This window comes from Vibrio sp. PID17_43 (assembly GCF_002608565.1).
GTDB lineage: Bacteria > Pseudomonadota > Gammaproteobacteria > Enterobacterales > Vibrionaceae > Vibrio.
Genome location: NZ_LIXM01000005.1, coordinates 75,579 through 94,702 on the forward strand (window position 1 = coordinate 75,579; position 19,124 = coordinate 94,702).

The 19,124-nt window shown below is 44.6% G+C and carries 14 protein-coding genes; 5 read left to right on the top strand and 9 right to left on the bottom strand.

Translation table 11 applies throughout. From position 1 onward, the window contains the following. Window positions 1–8: 8 nt before the first annotated feature. From AK965_RS05020 to kdsB, 5 genes are read left to right on the top strand one after another with little or no spacing between them, the layout of a single operon-like run. On the top strand, window positions 9–2,267 hold the full coding sequence (locus AK965_RS05020; RefSeq protein WP_099078581.1) for a DNA internalization-related competence protein ComEC/Rec2: 2,259 nt from the start codon (window positions 9–11) through the stop codon (window positions 2,265–2,267). Window positions 2,268–2,298: 31 nt separating this feature from the next. Continuing rightward, complete coding sequence (gene msbA, locus AK965_RS05025) at window positions 2,299–4,047, top strand: lipid A ABC transporter ATP-binding protein/permease MsbA (RefSeq protein WP_099078582.1); 1,749 nt, start codon at window positions 2,299–2,301, stop codon at window positions 4,045–4,047. Between the two features lie 5 nt (window positions 4,048–4,052). Beyond that, window positions 4,053–5,060: a tetraacyldisaccharide 4'-kinase gene (gene lpxK / locus AK965_RS05030; RefSeq protein WP_099078583.1), complete on the top strand. Its 1,008-nt coding sequence runs from the start codon at window positions 4,053–4,055 to the stop codon at window positions 5,058–5,060. Further along, window positions 5,041–5,220 (top strand): Trm112 family protein, encoded by a 180-nt coding sequence (locus AK965_RS05035; RefSeq protein WP_005378451.1) that lies wholly within the window; start codon window positions 5,041–5,043, stop codon window positions 5,218–5,220. The genes lpxK and AK965_RS05035 overlap by 20 nt, the downstream gene beginning before the upstream one ends. Next, on the top strand, window positions 5,220–5,978 hold the full coding sequence (gene kdsB, locus AK965_RS05040) for a 3-deoxy-manno-octulosonate cytidylyltransferase (RefSeq protein WP_099078584.1): 759 nt from the start codon (window positions 5,220–5,222) through the stop codon (window positions 5,976–5,978). Before AK965_RS05035 ends, kdsB begins: the two co-directional genes overlap by 1 nt. Before the next feature lie 116 nt (window positions 5,979–6,094). On the opposite strand, the gene AK965_RS05045 is transcribed toward kdsB, so the two are convergent. The 9 genes from AK965_RS05045 to AK965_RS05085 form a co-directional block, all read right to left on the bottom strand. After that, window positions 6,095–7,654: a SpoVR family protein gene (locus AK965_RS05045; RefSeq protein ID WP_099078585.1), complete on the bottom strand. Its 1,560-nt coding sequence runs from the start codon at window positions 7,652–7,654 to the stop codon at window positions 6,095–6,097. 11 nt (window positions 7,655–7,665) lie between these two features. Beyond that, window positions 7,666–8,937 carry a YeaH/YhbH family protein gene (locus tag AK965_RS05050; protein ID WP_099078671.1) on the bottom strand — a complete coding sequence of 424 codons (1,272 nt, stop codon included), beginning with the start codon at window positions 8,935–8,937 and terminating at the stop codon, window positions 7,666–7,668. Window positions 8,938–8,985: 48 nt separating this feature from the next. Further along, a complete protein-coding gene (locus tag AK965_RS05055) occupies window positions 8,986–10,920 on the bottom strand; it encodes a PrkA family serine protein kinase (RefSeq protein WP_099078672.1) in 1,935 nt (644 codons plus the stop codon). A gap of 476 nt (window positions 10,921–11,396) precedes the next feature. Further along, a complete protein-coding gene (locus AK965_RS05060; protein ID WP_099078586.1) occupies window positions 11,397–11,897 on the bottom strand; it encodes a YfbU family protein in 501 nt (166 codons plus the stop codon). A gap of 205 nt (window positions 11,898–12,102) precedes the next feature. Beyond that, window positions 12,103–12,768, bottom strand: coding sequence for an energy-coupling factor ABC transporter permease (locus AK965_RS05065; RefSeq protein ID WP_099078587.1), 666 nt, complete (start codon window positions 12,766–12,768; stop codon window positions 12,103–12,105). A 99-nt stretch (window positions 12,769–12,867) separates the two neighbouring features. Beyond that, the gene (gene pflA, locus AK965_RS05070; protein WP_099078588.1) at window positions 12,868–13,608 is read right to left on the bottom strand and encodes a pyruvate formate lyase 1-activating protein; all 741 of its coding nucleotides are present in this window, start codon (window positions 13,606–13,608) and stop codon (window positions 12,868–12,870) included. A 155-nt stretch (window positions 13,609–13,763) separates the two neighbouring features. Further along, window positions 13,764–14,735: a lipid A deacylase LpxR family protein gene (locus AK965_RS05075; RefSeq protein WP_172438069.1), complete on the bottom strand. Its 972-nt coding sequence runs from the start codon at window positions 14,733–14,735 to the stop codon at window positions 13,764–13,766. 152 nt (window positions 14,736–14,887) lie between these two features. Continuing rightward, window positions 14,888–17,164 carry a formate C-acetyltransferase gene (gene pflB / locus AK965_RS05080; RefSeq protein WP_099078590.1) on the bottom strand — a complete coding sequence of 759 codons (2,277 nt, stop codon included), beginning with the start codon at window positions 17,162–17,164 and terminating at the stop codon, window positions 14,888–14,890. 305 nt (window positions 17,165–17,469) lie between these two features. After that, window positions 17,470–19,017: a DUF3360 family protein gene (locus AK965_RS05085; RefSeq protein ID WP_099078591.1), complete on the bottom strand. Its 1,548-nt coding sequence runs from the start codon at window positions 19,015–19,017 to the stop codon at window positions 17,470–17,472. Between the last annotated feature and the right edge of the window lie 107 nt (window positions 19,018–19,124).

Sequence of the window (19,124 nt, forward strand, 5' to 3'; positions counted from 1 at the left end):
AGGACGACATGACTCTCTCAGAAAAAAGTTGGACCTTGGCGTTATTTGTAGCGAGCGTAATTTCGTCTAGCTGGTGGCCGACGATGCCAGATTGGCGTTGGTTGCTGCCGGGAATCATTGCCACTGGCTTAATAATCAAATTACATCGCGGCATTATTAGCATAGGCGTAATTTGGGGTATTTTGGTTGTCGTTGTCCATGGCAATATTATGGAGTATCAAAGACAAGCCCTGTTTCAAGCAGAGGGGAATATTACCATAATTGGTCGAGTTGGCAGCCCTTTTAAGCAAATAAGTCACGGATACGAAGGAATTGCGGAGATAAGTCGGGTGAACTCTCAAAGCCTGTTACCTTTTTTTAAACCGAAAATCCGTTTGATAACCCCTTTCCCACTCCCAGTTAACAGCCGCTTTACGACTCAAGCAACCTTAAAGCCAGTATTTGGGTTAAGAAATGAAGCGGGATTTGATGCCGAAAAACATGCAATGAGTCAGGGCATTATTGCTAGATCAACGGTGTCATCTCAAGCCAAATGGATTGTCCGTACCACACCTTCACTTCGTCAACATGTCATCAAATCAGTTACGGATGATATTTCCCAGCTTCAACATCTCGCCTGGATTCAGGCTTTGGCATTTAGTGAACGCTCACAGCTTACTGAGCAAGATTGGCGTCAGTTGCGCGACAGTGGTCTGCTGCACTTGGTATCAATATCGGGTTTGCATATCGGAATGGCGTTTAGCTTAGGTATGGGATTAGGTTTCGTCGTTCGTTACGGCTTTCCTAACCATATTTTGTTGCCTGCCTTTTTTGGTGTGGCCGTTGCGGTGGGCTATGCATGGTTGGCTGACTTTTCACTGCCTACAATTCGAGCGACCGCTGTTTGCGTGGTTTACGTGATGTTAAAGCTTTTCTTAGTGCATTGGAGCCCTTGGCGAGTTCTATTACTTGCCGTAGCATTACAGTTATTTTGGGAGCCTTTTGCGACGCTCAGCATAAGCTTTTGGTTGTCTTATTTATCGGTGGTGGCGGTACTGTTTGCGGTCAATGTGATTGAACAGAAAAGAGGAAGTTTGTTTTCCAAGCTCAAAGTGCTATTTAGCGTTCAGTTAGTACTTACTTTTTTGATAGTGCCTATTAGTGGTTATTTCTTTTCGGGGACGAGTCTATCAGCGATTATCTATAACCTCATTTTTATTCCTTGGTTTGGCTTTATTGTCGTGCCTTTAATGTTTTTAGCTCTTGCCTGCTCTTTACTGTCTCAGTCTTTATCTGCTTTCTTGTGGCAGTTACTAGACTGGGCGCTTTGGCCGCTGAGTTGGTCAATACAGTTTGCTGTGGGAAGTTGGCAGTTTCTAAGCGCTGAGGCGACGTGGTTGATGGTGGCTTTATGCCTGTTTGTGCTGTTTAACCGTTTTCTCGTAAAGCAAGCTTTGTTTGTTGTCGTTTTGGTCGTGATGAGTGTGGCAGTGTTTGATGAAAGAGAAAACGGTCGTTGGAGAATTGACGTACTAGATGTTGGCCATGGCTTAGCGGTAATTATAGAAAAGGATGGCGAAGTTATTCTATATGACACAGGTAAATCTTGGCATTCAGGAAGCATTGCAGAGCAGGTCATCGTGCCCATATTACATCGAAGGGGATATGATTCGATTGATACTTTCGTCATCAGCCATGCAGACTCAGACCATGCTGGTGGACGCTTAGTGATTGAAACACAGTTTTCTCCGATCCATAAGTTGAGTAGTCAGAATTACACTAACTTTCAGCCTTGCGTTGCTGGTGAGAATTGGCAATGGCAGGGGTTAGAGGTTGAGGTGCTTTGGCCTCCCAAAAGGGTGACGCGGGCTTACAACCCTCATTCATGCGTTATTCGTTTTACTGATCCGCGAACTCACTTTCGACTGTTGTTGACGGGCGACATAGAAGCCATTAGTGAATGGATCTTAATTCGGCAGCCTGAACTGGTCGCTAGTGATGTCGTACTTGTGCCACATCACGGCAGTAAGAGTTCATCCACTTCTGAGTTCGTTAACGCCGTTAAGCCCAAATTGGCAATTGCCTCATTAGCGAAAAACAATCAGTGGGGAATGCCAGCAAAAAGTGTGAAAGCGGCGTATCAGGAAGCCAACGCTCATTGGCTTGATACGGGAGATAAAGGGCAAGTGAGCGTGTTTATTAGTCAAAACAATTGGTATTTTGAAACCAAACGTGGTGATACATTTGAGCCTTGGTATAGGCAGATGCTGCGTAAGGGGGTAGAATAAGAGTCTTAATGTAAGAAAATAAAGCACTTCTATGTCGATAAATACTGATGAAACGACCTGGGCGACGTTTAAGCGTCTTTGGCAATTTATTCGCCTTTACAAATCAGGTCTGATCGTTGCCATCATAGCATTAGTGATTAATGCTATTTCAGATACCTATATGATTTCACTTCTAAAACCGCTTCTTGATGAAGGTTTTGGTAATGCGGAATCAGACTTTTTGCGTACGCTTCCTCTGATCGTTTTCGCCATGATGTTTATTCGTGGTGTGAGTGGTTTTGTCTCTACCTACTGTTTGAGTTGGGTATCCGGCAATGTGGTTATGCTGGTTCGTCGAATGGTGTTTAACCATTTCATGCACATGCCAGTTTCCTACTTTGATAAGGAAAAAACAGGTAATTTGCTGTCCCGTATTACTTATGACTCTGAGCAAGTGTCTGCAGCGACCAGCCAGGCGCTAGTGAGCATTGTCCGCGAAGGTGCAAGTATTATCGGTCTATTGGTACTGATGTTTTATAATAGCTGGCAATTATCGTTAGTTCTATTTGCAGTCGCGCCTTTGGTCGCTTGGGGGATTGGTGTTGTTTCGAAGCGATTCAGAAAGATCTCCAAGAATATGCAAACCATGATGGGTAATGTGACGGCATCGGCAGAGCAAATGCTGAAAGGTCACAAAGTTGTATTGAGTTACGGTGGTCAGGATATCGAAGGCAAACGTTTCGAGAAAGTGAGCAACCAAATGCGTCAGCAAAGCATGAAGTTGGTGACCGCTCAGGCTGCAGCTAACCCTATCATTCAGATGATTGCATCTATCGCGATTGTGGTTGTTTTGTACCTAGCAAGCATCGATTCGATTAAAGAACAATTGACGCCAGGTACTTTCACGGTGGTGTTCTCGGCAATGTTTGGCTTGATGCGCCCGCTTAAAGCACTAACTAGCGTCACGTCACAATTCCAACGTGGTATGGCCGCGAGCCAAACTTTATTTGCGTTAGTCGATCTAGAGCCAGAGAAGAACGAAGGCAAATTTACCGTTGAGCGCGCGAAAGGTGACGTATCGGTAAAAAACGTAAGCTTTACCTATGTGGGTGCGGAAAAACCTGCGCTTGAGAACATCAGCTTTGATATTCCTCGTGGAAAAACCGTCGCGTTAGTTGGTCGTTCAGGCTCAGGTAAGAGTACCATTGCGAACCTGTTCAACCGATTCTACGATGTGAGTGATGGATCTATTACTCTTGATGGTCATGATATTCGGGATTACGAGCTGAAGAACCTGCGTGAGCAATTTGCATTGGTTTCTCAGAATGTTCATTTGTTTAACGATACGATTGCCAATAACATCGCTTACGCAACAGAAGCTAAGTATACAACTGAAGACATTGAAAGGGCGGCTACCTTAGCCCACTCAATGGAATTTATCAGTAAAATGGAAAAGGGTCTCGACACCATGATTGGTGAAAATGGTGCCAGTCTTTCTGGTGGTCAGCGCCAACGTGTGGCGATCGCTCGAGCGCTGTTGCGTGATGCACCAGTTCTCATCCTTGATGAGGCCACTTCGGCACTGGATACGGAATCTGAACGTGCAATTCAATCCGCATTAGATGAGCTGCAAAAAGATAAGACGGTTCTCGTTATTGCCCACCGTCTGTCGACCATTGAAAAAGCAGATGAAATTTTGGTTGTGGATGAGGGTGCTATTGTTGAGCGCGGTACACACGCTGATTTGATTGCAAAAGATGGTGCCTATGCGCAGCTTCACCGCATTCAGTTTGGTGGTTAAGCACTGTGATTGAGAAAATCTGGTTTGAAAACCACCCTTTCAAATACCTTTTTTGGCCACTTTTGTGGCCACTAAGTCTGTTGTTTGGCGCGATCAGCAAATTCAAACGCCGGCAATATCAATCAGGTAAAAAACAAGCTTATAAAGCGCCAGTACCTATTGTGGTGGTGGGTAACATTACAGCAGGTGGTAATGGTAAAACACCAGTTGTAGTATGGCTGGTGGAACAACTGAAAAGACTTGGCTACAAGCCAGGCGTGGTGTCTCGTGGTTATGGCGCAAAAGCTTTGCAATACCCACTCATTTTAGATGCGAATACGCCAGCCCAGCATTGTGGTGATGAACCAAAGCTTATTTATCGCAGAACGGGGGCGCAAGTGGCTGTTGACCCCGTACGTGCGAATGCCGTAAAGGCTTTGCTTGATACCGGGGTTGATATCATCATCACAGATGACGGTCTTCAGCATTATGCGCTAGAGCGTGACATTGAGCTTGTGATTGTCGATGGCAACCGACGCTTTGGAAATGAAAGTTTGATTCCGCTAGGCCCGTTGCGAGAAGGGGTGGAGCGGCTTGAAAGCGTGGATTTCATCATTACGAATGGTGGTCATGCGCAGCAAGGTGAAATTGCGATGTCTCTTGCGCCATCGAACGCCATCAATCTAAAGACCAAACAGCAAGTGGATGTTACAAAGTTGAAAGATATAGTGGCGTTTGCCGGCATTGGGCACCCACCACGATTTTTTCATACACTTAACGTTATGAATGCGGATGTCAAAGTCACCAAGGGGTTTGCTGATCACCAGGACTTTGATCAACAAGAATTAGAAACATTGGCCCAACAAGGGGCGAATGTGATTATGACAGAAAAAGATGCCGTTAAATGCGAGAGTTATGCGCAAGACAATTGGTGGTATCTGCCTGTTTCTGCTCAGTTCGAACCAACGGATGCAGAGCGAATTTTAAAACGAATAAAAGAGGTTAAAGCGACTTATGGATCACCGTCTGCTTGAGATTGTAGCTTGCCCTGTGTGCAAAGGTAAGCTGACGTACGATAAAGATAATCAAGAGTTGATCTGCAAATTGGATCGCCTTGCTTACCCAATCAAAGAGGGTATTCCTGTTCTGCTTGAGCCTGAAGCAAGAACCATGAGCATGGACGAGGGACGTTAATGTCTTTTACGGTTGTTATTCCAGCGCGTTACTCATCTAGCCGTTTACCTGGCAAACCATTGGCAGACATTGGTGGTAAGCCAATGATTCAGTGGGTTTACGAGCAATCATTGCAAGCAGGTGCAGCTGATGTGATTATCGCCACTGACGATGAGCGTGTATCTGCAGCGGCAGAACAGTTTGGTGGCAAGGTTTGCATGACATCACCAAACCACGAGTCTGGCACGGAACGTTTAGCGGAAGTGGTAGAAAAGATGTCGATCCCTGAGGATCACATCATAGTTAACGTTCAGGGTGATGAGCCATTAATCCCGCCATCTATTATTCGTCAAGTGGCGGATAATTTAGCAGGCTGTGATGCTCCGATGGCTACATTAGCGGTTGAAATTGAGTCAGAAGATGAAGTTTTCAATCCAAACGCCGTTAAAGTGGTGGCTGATGAACGTGGCTACGCGATGTACTTCAGTCGTGCGACCATCCCTTGGGATCGCGATAACTTCGCCAAGCAAGAGAAGACGATTGCTAATCCTCTGATGCGTCATATCGGCATCTATGCGTATCGAGCAGGTTTTATTAATACCTACGTAAATTGGGCGCCAAGTGCCATTGAACAAATCGAGTGTTTAGAGCAACTTCGAGTGCTTTGGTATGGTCAGAAAATTCACGTTGCGGTAGCAAAAGATGCGCCAGCAGCCGGTGTAGATACTCAAGAAGATCTCGACACCGTAAGGGCCATCGTGGCTAAGCAAGCGCAATAGCTATTGATAAAATGCTAACGATAAAAGGCTCCTATGTTATTAGGAGCCTTTTGTTTTTTAGTGTCATCTTCTAAGTTGGTTTTAGGATCAAGCGTATCGGTTTGTGCGAAAGCCCTTTAGATATTTGTTTCGTACTGATTTCGTTTAGGACAGGTAGAAAGGATTTCTCTATGTCCTGTATCCTTGATCTCCTCTAAAATAACGTCAAAGCCCCACAATCGATAAACGTGCTTCAATACCTCTTCATAGCTTTTCGCTAGAGGGATGCGGTTATGGGGTACATATTGAAGAGTCAATGAACGGTCACCACGGACGTCGACATTAAATACCTGAATGTTTGGCTCTAAGTTTGCCAAATTGTACTGCGCAGCCAGTGTTTCTCTGATGCGTTTGTAACCCATTTCATCATGAATGGCAGCAACTTCAATGTAGTTCTTACGGTCATCGTCGTTGATAGCAAACAGTTTGAAATCGCGCATCAATTTTGGCGATAGGTACTGACTGATGAAGCTTTCATCTTTGAAGTTGTGCATTGCAAAGTGCAGGGCGTCTAACCAGTCAGAACCTGCGAGGTCGGGGAACCACTCTTTATCCTCGTCCGTCGGCTCTTCACAAATGCGTTTAATGTCTCGGAACATCGCAAAACCGAGCGCATAAGGGTTGATGCCGTTGAAATAAGGGCTGTTGTATGGTGGTTGTGCTACCACGCTCGTGTGGCTATGCAGAAACTCCAAAATGAACTTTTCTGAAACGATGCCTTCATCATAGAGGTGATTCAGAATGGTGTAGTGCCAGAATGTTGCCCAGCCTTCATTCATCACTTGAGTCTGTTTCTGAGGGTAGAAGTACTGACTCACTTTTCTAACGATACGGACGATCTCTCGTTGCCAAGGTTCAAGTAGGGGCGCATGCTTTTCGAAGAAATAGAGCAAATTCTCCTGAGGCTCAGTAGGAAAGCGAACCTTAATATCTTCGTCTTTTGTTTTTGCTTGCGGTACCGTTCGCCACAAATCGTTAACTTGAGACTGTAGATAGGCTTCACGTTCTTCCTGGCGTGCTTTTTCTTCGTTAATAGAAATCTTTTCCGGGCGTTTATAACGGTCTACACCAAAGTTCATTAACGCATGACAGGAATCAAGCAGCTGCTCTACTTCTTTGACGCCATAACGCTCTTCACACTCTGCAATATACTTCTTCGCAAACAGCAAATAATCGATAATTGAGCTTGCATCCGTCCAAGTTTGGAACAAGTAGTTGCCCTTGAAAAAAGAGTTATGTCCATAACAAGCGTGAGCAATAACCAAGGCTTGCATAGTGATGGTATTCTCTTCCATCAGATAGGCGATACATGGGTTGGAATTGATCACGATTTCATACGCTAGCCCCATTTGCCCATGCTTATAGTTCTGTTCTGTTTGAATGAATTTTTTACCAAATGACCAGTGGTTATAGTTAATAGGCATACCGATACTGGAATAGGCATCCATCATCTGTTCTGAAGTGATGACCTCAATTTGGTTAGGGTAAGTGTCGAGACGGTAAAACTCAGCAACACGTTTGATTTCTTTGTGGTAACGCTCCAGAAGGGCGAACGTCCAATCTGGCCCATCTGGTAGCATGTTGTCTCTTCGCTTATTTGCGGCCTCCCTCGAGAGGTTGTTCGTTGCGGTATTCATCGCTAGCCTCCTTACGCCGTTTCTTTTTGGAATAGTTCACGGAAGACTGGGAAGATATCCTCCACAGAGCGAATGTTTTTCATGGCGAAGTTTGGAAATGCTTCTGTCAGCTTTTCATATTCATGCCATAGTGTTTGGTGTGATCGTCGAGTGATTTCGATATACGAATAATATTGGCAATTGGGTAATAAGCGATTGACCAATAAATCACGACACCTTGGGGAATCGTCAGCCCAGTTATCGCCATCGGATGCTTGCGCGGCATAGATATTCCACTGACCAACTGGGTAGCGGTCTTTGACAATTTCATCCATCAGTTTGAGTGCGCTAGATACAATGGTACCCCCGGTTTCTTGTGAGTAAAAAAACTCATGCTCATCGACTTCTTTCGCTTGAGTATGGTGGCGAATATACACCACCTCAACGTTCTCATAAGTTCTGGTTAAGAATAGGTATAGAAGTACATAAAAACGCTTAGCGATGTCTTTCGTCGCTTGATCCATGGAGCCTGAAACGTCCATTAAACAGAACATCACGGCCTGACTTGATGGAACCGGGCGTTTTTCGTAGTTCTTAAAACGTAAGTCGAATGTATCGATGAATGGCACATTATCTATTTTTTTACGAAGCTCTGCGATTTCTTTTCTTAACCGATTCTCTTCGAGCTTTTGAGCTGGCTCGATATGTTCGATACGAGTGAGCTCCACTTCAAGCTCATGCAAAAGGCGTTTTTTGCCCGCAGTCATTGCGGTTCGTCGCGCCAGTGATTGCTGTAGTGAACGGATAATGGCGATATTCGATGGAATCCCCGCAGTTTGGAAGCCTGCTCGATGTGTTTTCCATTCGGTAATTTTGGCAATCTGATTTTTCTCTAAGTTTGGCAGTTCAAGATCCTCAAACAAGATGTCGAGATATTCATCTTTCGATATTTGGAATACGAACTCGTCTTGGCCTTCACCGTCAGGACTAGCATTGCCTTCACCAGCCCCGCCGCCCTGACCACCGCCTTTCGGACGCTCGATCTTGTCACCAGTGGTAAATTGGTCGTTGCCCGGATGCACACGCTCACGCATCCCACCTTTACCCTGATGGAACATGGGTTCGTTAATGTCTTTGTGTGGTATTGAGACGTCTTCGCCCGTTTCCGTATTCGTAATCGAGCGTCGATTCACTGCGTCTGCTACCGACTCTTTGATCTGCTCTTTATGGCGTTTCAAGAAGCGCTGTCGATTAACAGCGCTCTTATTCTTACCATTGAGCCTGCGGTCTATAAATTGCGCCATGAAATAGCCCTCTTCATGTTTCACAAGCGACCTAACTCATTCGCTGGGTTAGGATGACTTACGTACTCGTAGGTACCACTCAGAAAGTAGGCGAACCTGTTTCTCGGTATAGCCTTTTTCCATCATGCGAGCGACAAAGTCGTCGTGTTTCTTCTGATCTTCAGAAGAGGTTTTCGCATTAAATGAGATAACCGGAAGTAGTTCTTCTGTATTGGAGAACATTTTCTTCTCAATCACTGTGCGCAGTTTTTCGTAGCTGGTCCAAACAGGATTTTGACCATTGTTATTCGCTTTCGCACGAAGCACAAAGTTGACGATTTCGTTTCGGAAATCTTTTGGATTTGAAATGCCAGCGGTCTTTTCGATTTTTTCTAACTCGGAATTAAGAGATCCGCGGTCAAACAGTTGGCCAGTTTCTGGATCTCGATACTCTTGGTCTTGAATCCAAAAATCTGCGTAACTTACATAGCGGTCAAAGATGTTTTGACCATATTCAGAGTACGACTCTAAATAAGCCGTTTGAATTTCTTTGCCAATAAATTCTACATAGCGAGGTACTAGGTAACCTTTCAAGAATTCGAGGTACTTTTCTGCGAGTTCAGATGGGAATTGTTCACGCTCTACCTGTTGTTCAATAACGTAGAAGAGGTGAACCGGGTTCGCCGCGACTTCTGTTTGATCGAAGTTAAACACGCGAGATAATATCTTAAACGCGAAACGCGTTGATAGACCCTTCATGCCTTCGTCGACACCTGCGTAGTCGCGGTACTCTTGGTAGCTCTTCGCTTTTGGATCGGTATCTTTTAGTGTTTCCCCATCATAGACCCGCATTTTTGAGAAAATCGAAGAGTTTTCAGGCTCTTTAAGTCGTGAAAGAATACTGAACTGAGCTAAAGTCTCGAGTGTGCTTGGTGAACAAGGTGCTTTAGAAAGCTCACTGTTTTCAAGCAGTTTTTGATAGATCTTCACTTCTTCAGATACGCGTAGACAGTAAGGTACTTTTACAATGTAGACCCGGTCGAGGAACGCTTCATTGTTTTTGTTGTTGCGGAACGTTTGCCACTCAGACTCGTTTGAGTGAGCCAGAATCATACCGTCGAATGGAATCGCGGATAGCCCTTCAGTGCCATTGAAGTTACCTTCCTGCGTTGCCGTCAAAAGAGGATGAAGCACTTTGATTGGGGCTTTAAACATCTCCACGAATTCCATCAAGCCCTGGTTCGCCTTACAAAGCGCGCCAGAGTAGCTGTACGCGTCTGGATCATCTTGGGAGAAATGTTCTAGCTGGCGGATGTCAACTTTACCAACCAATGATGAGATGTCCTGATTGTTCTCATCACCTGGCTCAGTTTTGGCGATACCAACTTGATCTAGGATGGATGGGCGTACTTTCAATACTTTGAACTTAGTGATATCTCCACCAAATTCATGTAAGCGTTTCGCTGCCCATGGTGACATGATCGAGCGTAGGTAACGCTTTTCGATGCCATATTCTTTTTTAAGAATTTCACCGTCTTCTATTGCATTGAATAGGCAGAATGGATGGTCATTAACGGGACTACGCTCGCCATTTGCACTTAGTACATAGATCGGCATCTTTTCCATTAAAGCCTTGAGTTTTTCAGCTAACGACGACTTACCACCGCCCACTGGACCAAGGAGGTATAGAATCTGTTTACGTTCTTCTAAGCCTTGTGCAGCATGTTTTAAATAAGAGACGATTTGTTCTATGGCATCTTCCATACCATAGAAATCTTTAAATGTTTCATAACGTGATATGACTCGATTCGAGAAAATGCGACTCAGCCTAGGATCGAGAGCTGTATCAATGACTTTGGGCTCCCCAATTGCCATCAGCAATCGTTCTGCCGCGTTGGCATATGCGCTTTTGTCGTCTTTACACAGGGATAAGAAATCCTGCAACGACATCTCTTCATCTTTTGAAGCTTCATATCTTGATTGATAGTGGTCGAAAATACTCATGTCGCTTTCCCCTTTAATAGTCAGTCTACCGACGAACGTTGAAGCAGGTTTCTCTGCCATTACATTTGGCCTTCGTTGTACACAGTAATACACCCGGTTATCTCGTTTAGTTTGTGCTAACAGCATGATAGACAACATCAAAGATTTTGCTTTATGGGTAATTATCACTGCAACGAAGTGTGATGAATAGAGACCTTTCAATCACTCCCTTTCTATCTCTAAGCCTAGTCGGGGATTTGCAATTTTGCTTAACAATTATGAATTTATTGCTGAAGTGGGTTGTGAGTCAGGCTGTGATAGCAGGAGGAATTTATCCTGTGAATGAGTTGCAGCCAAATCAATAATTTGCCGTGAGAGTTCGACTTAGGTTGATTGTGAGTCGATGGCAGTATGGGGAAAGAGGAATATGGGGGAGGGGGGAGACGCTTAGCAAATAAAAGGAGAGCTAATGCTCCCCTTATCCGTTGCTTGGGCAATTATGCGCTAAAAATTTGCGCCATTTCATTTGCACAAAGGTGATATTGGCGAGGGCAGTTGCGCCATGTTCTCAGCATTCGGCGGTATTTTTCTAACATCGGCATCTGGCTATTGAAGTGGTGGTCTGCTTTATCAAATTGAGGGTACAGACCTTCTGAATCGACAAGGAAGCGTGTGTAATGCACTTGTTGAGCTTCGGTTGCAATGTCAAAACCTAAGAACTGTAAGCGACGCTGATCAACCTTGCCTTGCTCTTCATCATCAAGCATCTTATTTGATTCTTGCATTGCATGATACATTTCCATGATGTCGATGATTTCACGACATTCTGTTTCTGTAATACAGCCAAAATTTTTGTTCAACTCACGCATTTGTAGCTCATAACCTCGCTCGACGATAGTCTGTAGGCGCTTGTATTTAGGAGCGTTATGTGGATCCAGTTGAGACATTAGGTTGTACTGGTTTGATAGGATCAAACGTTGAGCGTTTGACATTTCCATGGTGACCTCACTAAATAATCTAATACATTTTTAATGTGCTTAGGTTAACGCTTCATACATTGATGAAACATGATCTCAATACATATTTAATATGAAAAAAGGCAATAATTGTCGAATTTGATTCATTTAAAGTAACTTGTTAACAGGTTTGATGAGGTCACACTCAGATGGGGAAGCTTTGACATTGCGTCGGGTAACAAGTGATTTACTTGTGGTAGTGATTGTAAATATAGTCTCTGTCGGAGAAAGCCCTTAACCATTCAGGTTTGAAAACGCTCAGTACCGCTAATGCCATGCCGTTAAGCATCCCTTCAGGGAAGGCAAGTAGAGGAACAAAAGCAAAGTAGTTATCTAAGATAGTTTGCCAGTCGTAGTGGCCGATATAGAGGTGGTAAAAGGCGTTGCCTAGCAAATGTAAGCTACCTGTGATTGCCCCATTGAAGAAGCCAGCGACAAAAATGAAAACGAATATATTTCTTGGTAGGAATTGATAGCTGAGAATGAAAACAAGCTGGCTAATCAATATGGGAATGAGGGCAGACAATACAAGCGAAGTTGGCAGCATAAGCAATGGAGTATCATGCAGCAGATGATTAGCAAGCATTGCTAGAATACACAGCAAGAAAGCCATGCGCCAACCATACATCATGGTCAGCGTTGTGATTGCGAGAAAGTGAATTTGCAAACCTTCTTTTACGCTAGCTTGCGCAGACCACAGAACAATTAACAAGAATAAGGTAGTAAAGACTAAGTGCTGAAAAGGCTTCTCTTGTACCATTTTGGGCCAAACGACTTTGCGAAAATCGGACACACAAAACGCCGTAACGACCCAAATGACAACGATAGTTGAAACTAAATTAAACCAATCCATGTCTCATTTTCCCTACTTAAGATACTAGAGCGCTCTGCTTACCATAGAAAAATACCAGCGACTGCGCTGGTATTGATGCTTTTATTTGCCTAATTTGAATTAGTACTTCACGTTCGAGTGATATTGAGAAAGAATCGATTGAATTTCATCCATCGTCTCTTTTGGCGGTGGATTTACCCCTTCTAACGGGTATTCAAGCCCCAGAGCTTCCCATTTGTGTGCGCCTAACTTGTGGTAAGGCAACAGCTCAACCTTCTCGATGTTATCCATGTCTTTGATAAACTCACCAAGCATGTGCGCCGCTTCAGGCTCATCAGTGTAACCAGGAACAACGACGTAACGAATCCAAGTCTTTTGGCCGCGCTTATGTAGATAGCGAGCAAAATCCAAAACACGACGGTTAGACACACCTATAAAGTCCTGATGAATCTCATCTTTCATGTGCTTTAGGTCAAGCATAACCAGATCGGTCGCATCCAGAACTTCATCCACAACGTCAGTGTGCTTGCGGATATAGCCGTTTGTGTCTAGGCAAGTGTGAATGCCTTCGGCTTGTGCCGCGCGGAAGAAATCTCGAACAAATTCAGGTTGAAGCATCGCTTCACCGCCAGAACAAGTGATGCCGCCACCGGACGCATTCATGAAGTGACGGTAGGTTTTTGCTTCGGCAATAATTTCTTCAACCGTGACATCTTTTCCGTCATGTGTATCCCAAGTATCACGATTGTGGCAGTACTTACAACGCATTAAACAACCTTGCAAGAAGACGATAAAGCGAATACCAGGTCCATCTACGGTACCACATGACTCAAATGAGTGAATACGACCAGTTGTTGACATCTTTTGCTCTCATTTCTAATAGATTATGCCTGTCATTTTATTACAAATTGCAGGGTTAAAACAGTCTTAGAGAGTTTTGGTTGCTTAGATCGTGAGTCCAGAAAGCGGCGAATGAGAGCTCACACACCGGGCTATCTGGATAGATAGGTACTCAACTAAAAGAAAGCGAATAATGAGAAAGAACCAGTGCCATAAACATCCGTTTGCGCTTGTTTATAATCAGGTGTTTTGATAGTGAAAGTTAAGCTTGCACCAAAGTGTTGGTTGTACCAAGCGGCGCCCGTAACGGCACTGGCTTGCCAGTTTTGCAGTGTGACGTCATAAGGCTCGGTTGGCTCAGGGATACCTGAACGGTCACCCTCGATAGTGATGTCGTTGAATCGATAGCGTCCTTCAAAGCCCGTATACAGAAACCAGCTCGACGTGCTTTTGGCTAACATACTGGCTGAAAATGGGCTTTCAACACTGATGTTGGCAGCCCCTAGGCTATTGGCTAAGTTGCTCCCCCAACGGAACATGACACCTTGCGAGATGTCGCTACGAAAGTTACCGACATTGAAGTCATTCACATTGGTGATTTCCCACTGAATATCTTTGCCTTCACTGCGCATTAATTTGTTAAATGCACGGTAGCCAACACTAAACGCGATTTCGTCATCAATTTGATACTCCCAACCTTGCGGGTCGGTTGAGCCTGTTATTCCATGGACAATATCTTGGGCTTTGCCGGAAAGAGAGCTTTCACCTGTTGCACCAATGGTGAAGTTATAACGAACGGCTTGATCTGCTGTGAGGGAAATATAGTTGATTTCTGTATGGAGATAGCCGGCGTAGGGGCGATCATCAGCAAGAGGGTAGTCGGCTTCAATATCACTAGGGGTCCACATTTTGTGGCCTAATACCAATTCTACTTTGTCAACGTTAGGCTGGCTATTAAGGGTGAACCACTTCCATTCGCTATCTTGCGCGAGTTGTGCGGTGGTATAAGAAAGAAAAACACCGTTAGTGTAGTCCTGATCAACACCAAAGATGCCATCGTTATCTAAAACAAAAGAGACTGTGGATTTCGTAGAGGCAATCGCAGTTGGTGAAAGCAAGGCGAGGGCAATTAATTTATTGAGCTTCATATACTTCATTTGCTAGCTTTTTTCGCATAATACGGAAGATTGCGAACAAAATCCTAAGCAATGTCACAACTCGAGAGGTGTATACAAAAAAAGGCCGATGCTTTCCAGCATCGGCCTTTGTTGTATTAATTAACGTGTTAATTCAACCGGTCTTATAGAGACTCAGTGAATGTACGTGCGATTACGTCAGCTTGTTGCTCTGCAGTTAGAGAGTTAAAGCGAACAGCGTAACCAGATACACGGATTGTTAGCTGAGGGTATTTCTCAGGGTGCTTAACTGCGTCTTCTAGCGTTGCGCGGTTAAGAACGTTCACGTTAAGGTGTTGACCACCTTCGATACCCGCTTCGTGGTGGAAGTAACCATCCATTAGACCAGCAAGGTTAGAACGTTGTGCATTTTCATCCTTACCTAGTGCGTTTGGCACGATAGAGAAGGTGTAAGAGATACCATCTTGAGCGTCAGCAAACGGTAGTTTACCTACAGAAGTTAGTGATGCTACGGCACCTTTCTCATCACGACCGTGCATTGGGTTTGCACCAGGAGCGAAAGGAGCACCAGCACGACGACCGTCTGGAGTGTTACCTGTTTTCTTACCGTACACAACGTTTGAAGTGATAGTAAGGATAGACTGAGTTGGGATTGCATCACGGTACATCTTAAGTTTACGGATTTTGCCCATAAACGTAGAAACAAGTTCACATGCGATGTCATCAACGCGTGCGTCGTTGTTACCGAATTTAGGGTAATCGCCTTCGATTTCGAAGTCGATTGCAATGCCATCTTCGTCGCGGATTGGTTTAACTGTTGCGAATTTGATTGCTGATAGTGAGTCAGCTGCAACAGATAGACCTGCGATACCACATGCCATAGTACGACGAACGTCACGGTCATGAAGAGCCATTAGAGACGCTTCGTAGCTGTATTTGTCGTGCATGTAGTGGATGCTGTTTAGCGCAGTCACGTATTGCTTCGCTAGCCAATCCATGAATGTGTCTAGGCGAGCCATCACGTCGTCGTAGTTTAGAACTTCGTCAGTGATTGCTTCAGACTTAGGACCAACCTGCATTTTTAGCTTCTCATCAACGCCGCCGTTGATTGCGTAAAGCATCGTTTTAGCAAGGTTAGCACGCGCACCAAAGAACTGCATTTGCTTACCAACGATCATTGGAGATACACAACATGCAATTGCGTAGTCGTCAGATTGTAGGTCAGGACGCATTAGATCATCGTTTTCGTACTGGATAGAAGAAGTATCGATAGACACTTTCGCACAGAAACGTTTGAAGCCTTCAGGTAGCTGCTCAGACCAAAGTACAGTGATGTTTGGCTCTGGAGAAGGACCCATAGTGTATAGAGAGTTTAGGAAACGGAAGTTTGTACGTGTCACTAGTGTACGACCGTCGATACCCATACCACCCATTGATTCTGTAGCCCAGATTGGGTCGCCAGAGAATAGCTCATCGTACTCAGGAGTACGTAGGAAACGAACCATACGTAGCTTCATTACGAAGTGGTCGATCATTTCTTGAGCTTGTTCTTCAGTGATCTTGCCAGCAGCGATATCACGCTCGATGAAGATGTCTAGGAAAGTCGAAGTACGACCTAGAGACATTGCAGCACCGTTTTGTGATTTAACAGCAGCTAGGTAGCCGAAGTAAGTCCACTGGATAGCTTCTTGAGCAGTTTGAGCTGGCTCAGAAATATCAAAGCCGTACTTAGCAGCCATTTGCTTGATTTGACCTAGAGCACGGTGTTGCTCTGCAATTTCTTCACGAAGTTGCATCGTTGCAGTTAGATCTTCGCCGTTCTCAAAACGCTCTTGAAGAGATTTGAATTGAGCTAGCTTGTCCTTCATTAGGAAGTCGATACCGTATAGTGCAACACGACGGTAGTCACCGATGATACGACCACGACCGTACGCATCTGGAAGACCAGTCAGTACACCAGATTTACGACAAGCTAGGATATCAGGAGTGTAGATATCGAAAACACCAGCGTTGTGAGTTTTACGGTATTCTGAGTAGATTTTTGAAATCATAGGGTCAAGAGTTTCACCGTATGCTTTGCAAGAACCTTCAACCATGCGTACACCACCGTTAGGGATGATTGCACGCTTAAGTGGTTTTTCTGTTTGTAGACCAACGATAATTTCTAGATCTTTTTCGATGTAGCCTGCATCGTGAGCAGTGATGGTAGAGATAACGTCAGTATCGAAATCAAGTGGTGCTTTAGTCGCGTTCTCAATTTTGATGCCTTCCATTACTTTAGCCCAAAGCGTGTTGGTTGCTTCAGTACCTTCAGAAACTAGGAAAGATTCGTCGCCTTCATATGGGGCGTAGTTCTTTTGGATGAAATCACGAACGTTAACTTCGTTTTGCCACTCACCCGCAACAAAACCTTCCCAAGCTTTAGCAAATTGCTCTGCCATGACATACCTACCTTTTTAGTAGAAAAAACACGTACTGGTTTCGCCGTTGAGCCAGCTATCTCCAACGTTACCTGGAGAACAGTACACTCTTAATGAATAACAATATTTATAGTCTTAAATAAGATAGTTTGGGTCATAAAACTATAAATATTGTCACTGCATTTAATGTGGGTTCTATCATACAACAATTTCAGACTATACTAAACTTTTTTTGCAAACCTTAAACTAAATCAATAAACACTAAAAATAATCGATAAAAATTGGGTAGCGACAAGCGCTACCCATATCAAAGTTGAGCAATAAGCTTACAATAGAGCAGGAATGCCGAACTGAGCTTCCAGCATGCCAACCGCAAGCATCGCGACCAAACAGATAGCTAGAACGCCAACAGGGATAACAATCTTATCGACAAACGATAGACGTGAAGCACGCTCTTTGTCACCAATTAGACCGTTGTTATCAAGAAGCATCGTTAGTGCCCAAGCCAGTACAGGGTTAACAACCGCTGAACCGAAGATACAGATGCCCGCTGCTTGTGAATCTTTCGAATCTTTAACCATCTGCATACCCGCTTCAAGAAGAGGTAGAGATACACCGACTAGCAGAGCGACGCGCATTACCGGTGGCCATACCGCAACGTCCATTGGGAAGCCAAGGATAGCAACAACCATAACGATCAAGCCTAGTAGGATTGAACCTGCAGGGATTGGGCGTTTAGCAATAGCTGCAGGGATCATGTACGTCCCCCAAGATGAGGTGATATTACCGCCACCTACCGCAGTACCAACCATTTGACGGATAGAACACATCGTCATCGTGTCATCTACGTCCATCAGTACTTTTTCAGTCTTTTTAGGGTAGTTAAGTTCTTGGAAGATACGGTGACCTAGGAAGTCTGGTGACCACATTGCTACCGCAAGGATTGCAAATGGTAGCGACGCGATGAAGTGTTCGACGTTAGGCAAACCTAGCATCCAACCTTCTTCAGTGCTGCCCCACCAGTAAACTGGGTTTAGGTTAGGTAGACCGGTTTCAGTGACGAATTTAATGTCAAAACCGGCACCTAGAACGAGCGCAATTGATAGACCGGTGAACGCACACACAGGGATTGCAAGCCAACGCTTGTTTACTTTTGCAAGGTAAGCGTACAGTACGATCGTTACCGCAAGAACGATAAGACCAACGTAACCCATGCTACCTGCAGCTACCGTGTCAGATTGAAGGCCAACAGCCCACTCCTGAATTGAGGTGATTTGGCTCATCGTACCCGTTAAGCCTAAGAAGATAAGCAAGCCACCGGCGGTACCTTCAGAGGTGAGGTTCACCAGTTTGGAACCACCTTTTAGGAAACTCAGTAGAAGACCGAATACACCGATCAAGATTGCCAATGCAAGAGGGTGAGCACCCGCGAGAGCGATGGTACCAATTAGAGGGATCATTGGACCGTGGTTACCGGCAAGGTTGGCTTTAGGGTTAATAAAACCAGAAGCAAGTACACAGAAAAGGAATGCAGGGATAAGCATTTCTACACGTGCAACTTCGATAGCAAACTCTTTGCCTAAGCTAACGTGATCCCATGCAGCTGTAAGACCTTCAGCCCAAGACATCATTACCGCAGAATACATCGCGATAATACCGATAGTACCAGCAAGTGCAGGAACAAGGTCTTCAAGCTCAAAACGGAAATCACGACCTGGCAAGTTCAATGCGTAGCGGCGTGGTTTCATGATTTGCAGTTCGTGATCTAGGTAGTCTGAACGGCTTGCGAACTCAGAAGATGGACGATGAAGCTCTTGATAGCTTTTCGTCTCAATATCTGAATCAGAGTGCGCTTTATTTACTGCGTCTGACATAGATTCCTCATATATTTTGAAAAATTATTAATTCTGAATTGAATATTAAAACCCGCGTCCTGCGGTACTTCCTATGCTAGCTATATATTAGTTTTTTTGTTGCACAT

Bases quoted from the DNA above. Each gene is read 5' to 3' on its own strand.
- AK965_RS05020 (WP_099078581.1), top strand. From the start codon at position 9: ATGACTCTCTCAGAAAAAAGTTGGACCTTGGCGTTATTTGTAGCGAGC.
- msbA (WP_099078582.1), top strand. From the start codon at position 2,299: ATGTCGATAAATACTGATGAAACGACCTGGGCGACGTTTAAGCGTCTT.
- AK965_RS05035 (WP_005378451.1), top strand. From the start codon at position 5,041: ATGGATCACCGTCTGCTTGAGATTGTAGCTTGCCCTGTGTGCAAAGGT.
- kdsB (WP_099078584.1), top strand. From the start codon at position 5,220: ATGTCTTTTACGGTTGTTATTCCAGCGCGTTACTCATCTAGCCGTTTA.
- AK965_RS05045 (WP_099078585.1), bottom strand. From the start codon at position 7,654: ATGAATACCGCAACGAACAACCTCTCGAGGGAGGCCGCAAATAAGCGA.
- AK965_RS05050 (WP_099078671.1), bottom strand. From the start codon at position 8,937: ATGGCGCAATTTATAGACCGCAGGCTCAATGGTAAGAATAAGAGCGCT.
- AK965_RS05055 (WP_099078672.1), bottom strand. From the start codon at position 10,920: ATGAGTATTTTCGACCACTATCAATCAAGATATGAAGCTTCAAAAGAT.
- AK965_RS05060 (WP_099078586.1), bottom strand. From the start codon at position 11,897: ATGGAAATGTCAAACGCTCAACGTTTGATCCTATCAAACCAGTACAAC.
- AK965_RS05065 (WP_099078587.1), bottom strand. From the start codon at position 12,768: ATGGATTGGTTTAATTTAGTTTCAACTATCGTTGTCATTTGGGTCGTT.
- pflA (WP_099078588.1), bottom strand. From the start codon at position 13,608: ATGTCAACAACTGGTCGTATTCACTCATTTGAGTCATGTGGTACCGTA.
- AK965_RS05075 (WP_172438069.1), bottom strand. From the start codon at position 14,735: ATGAAGCTCAATAAATTAATTGCCCTCGCCTTGCTTTCACCAACTGCG.
- pflB (WP_099078590.1), bottom strand. From the start codon at position 17,164: ATGGCAGAGCAATTTGCTAAAGCTTGGGAAGGTTTTGTTGCGGGTGAG.
- AK965_RS05085 (WP_099078591.1), bottom strand. From the start codon at position 19,017: ATGTCAGACGCAGTAAATAAAGCGCACTCTGATTCAGATATTGAGACG.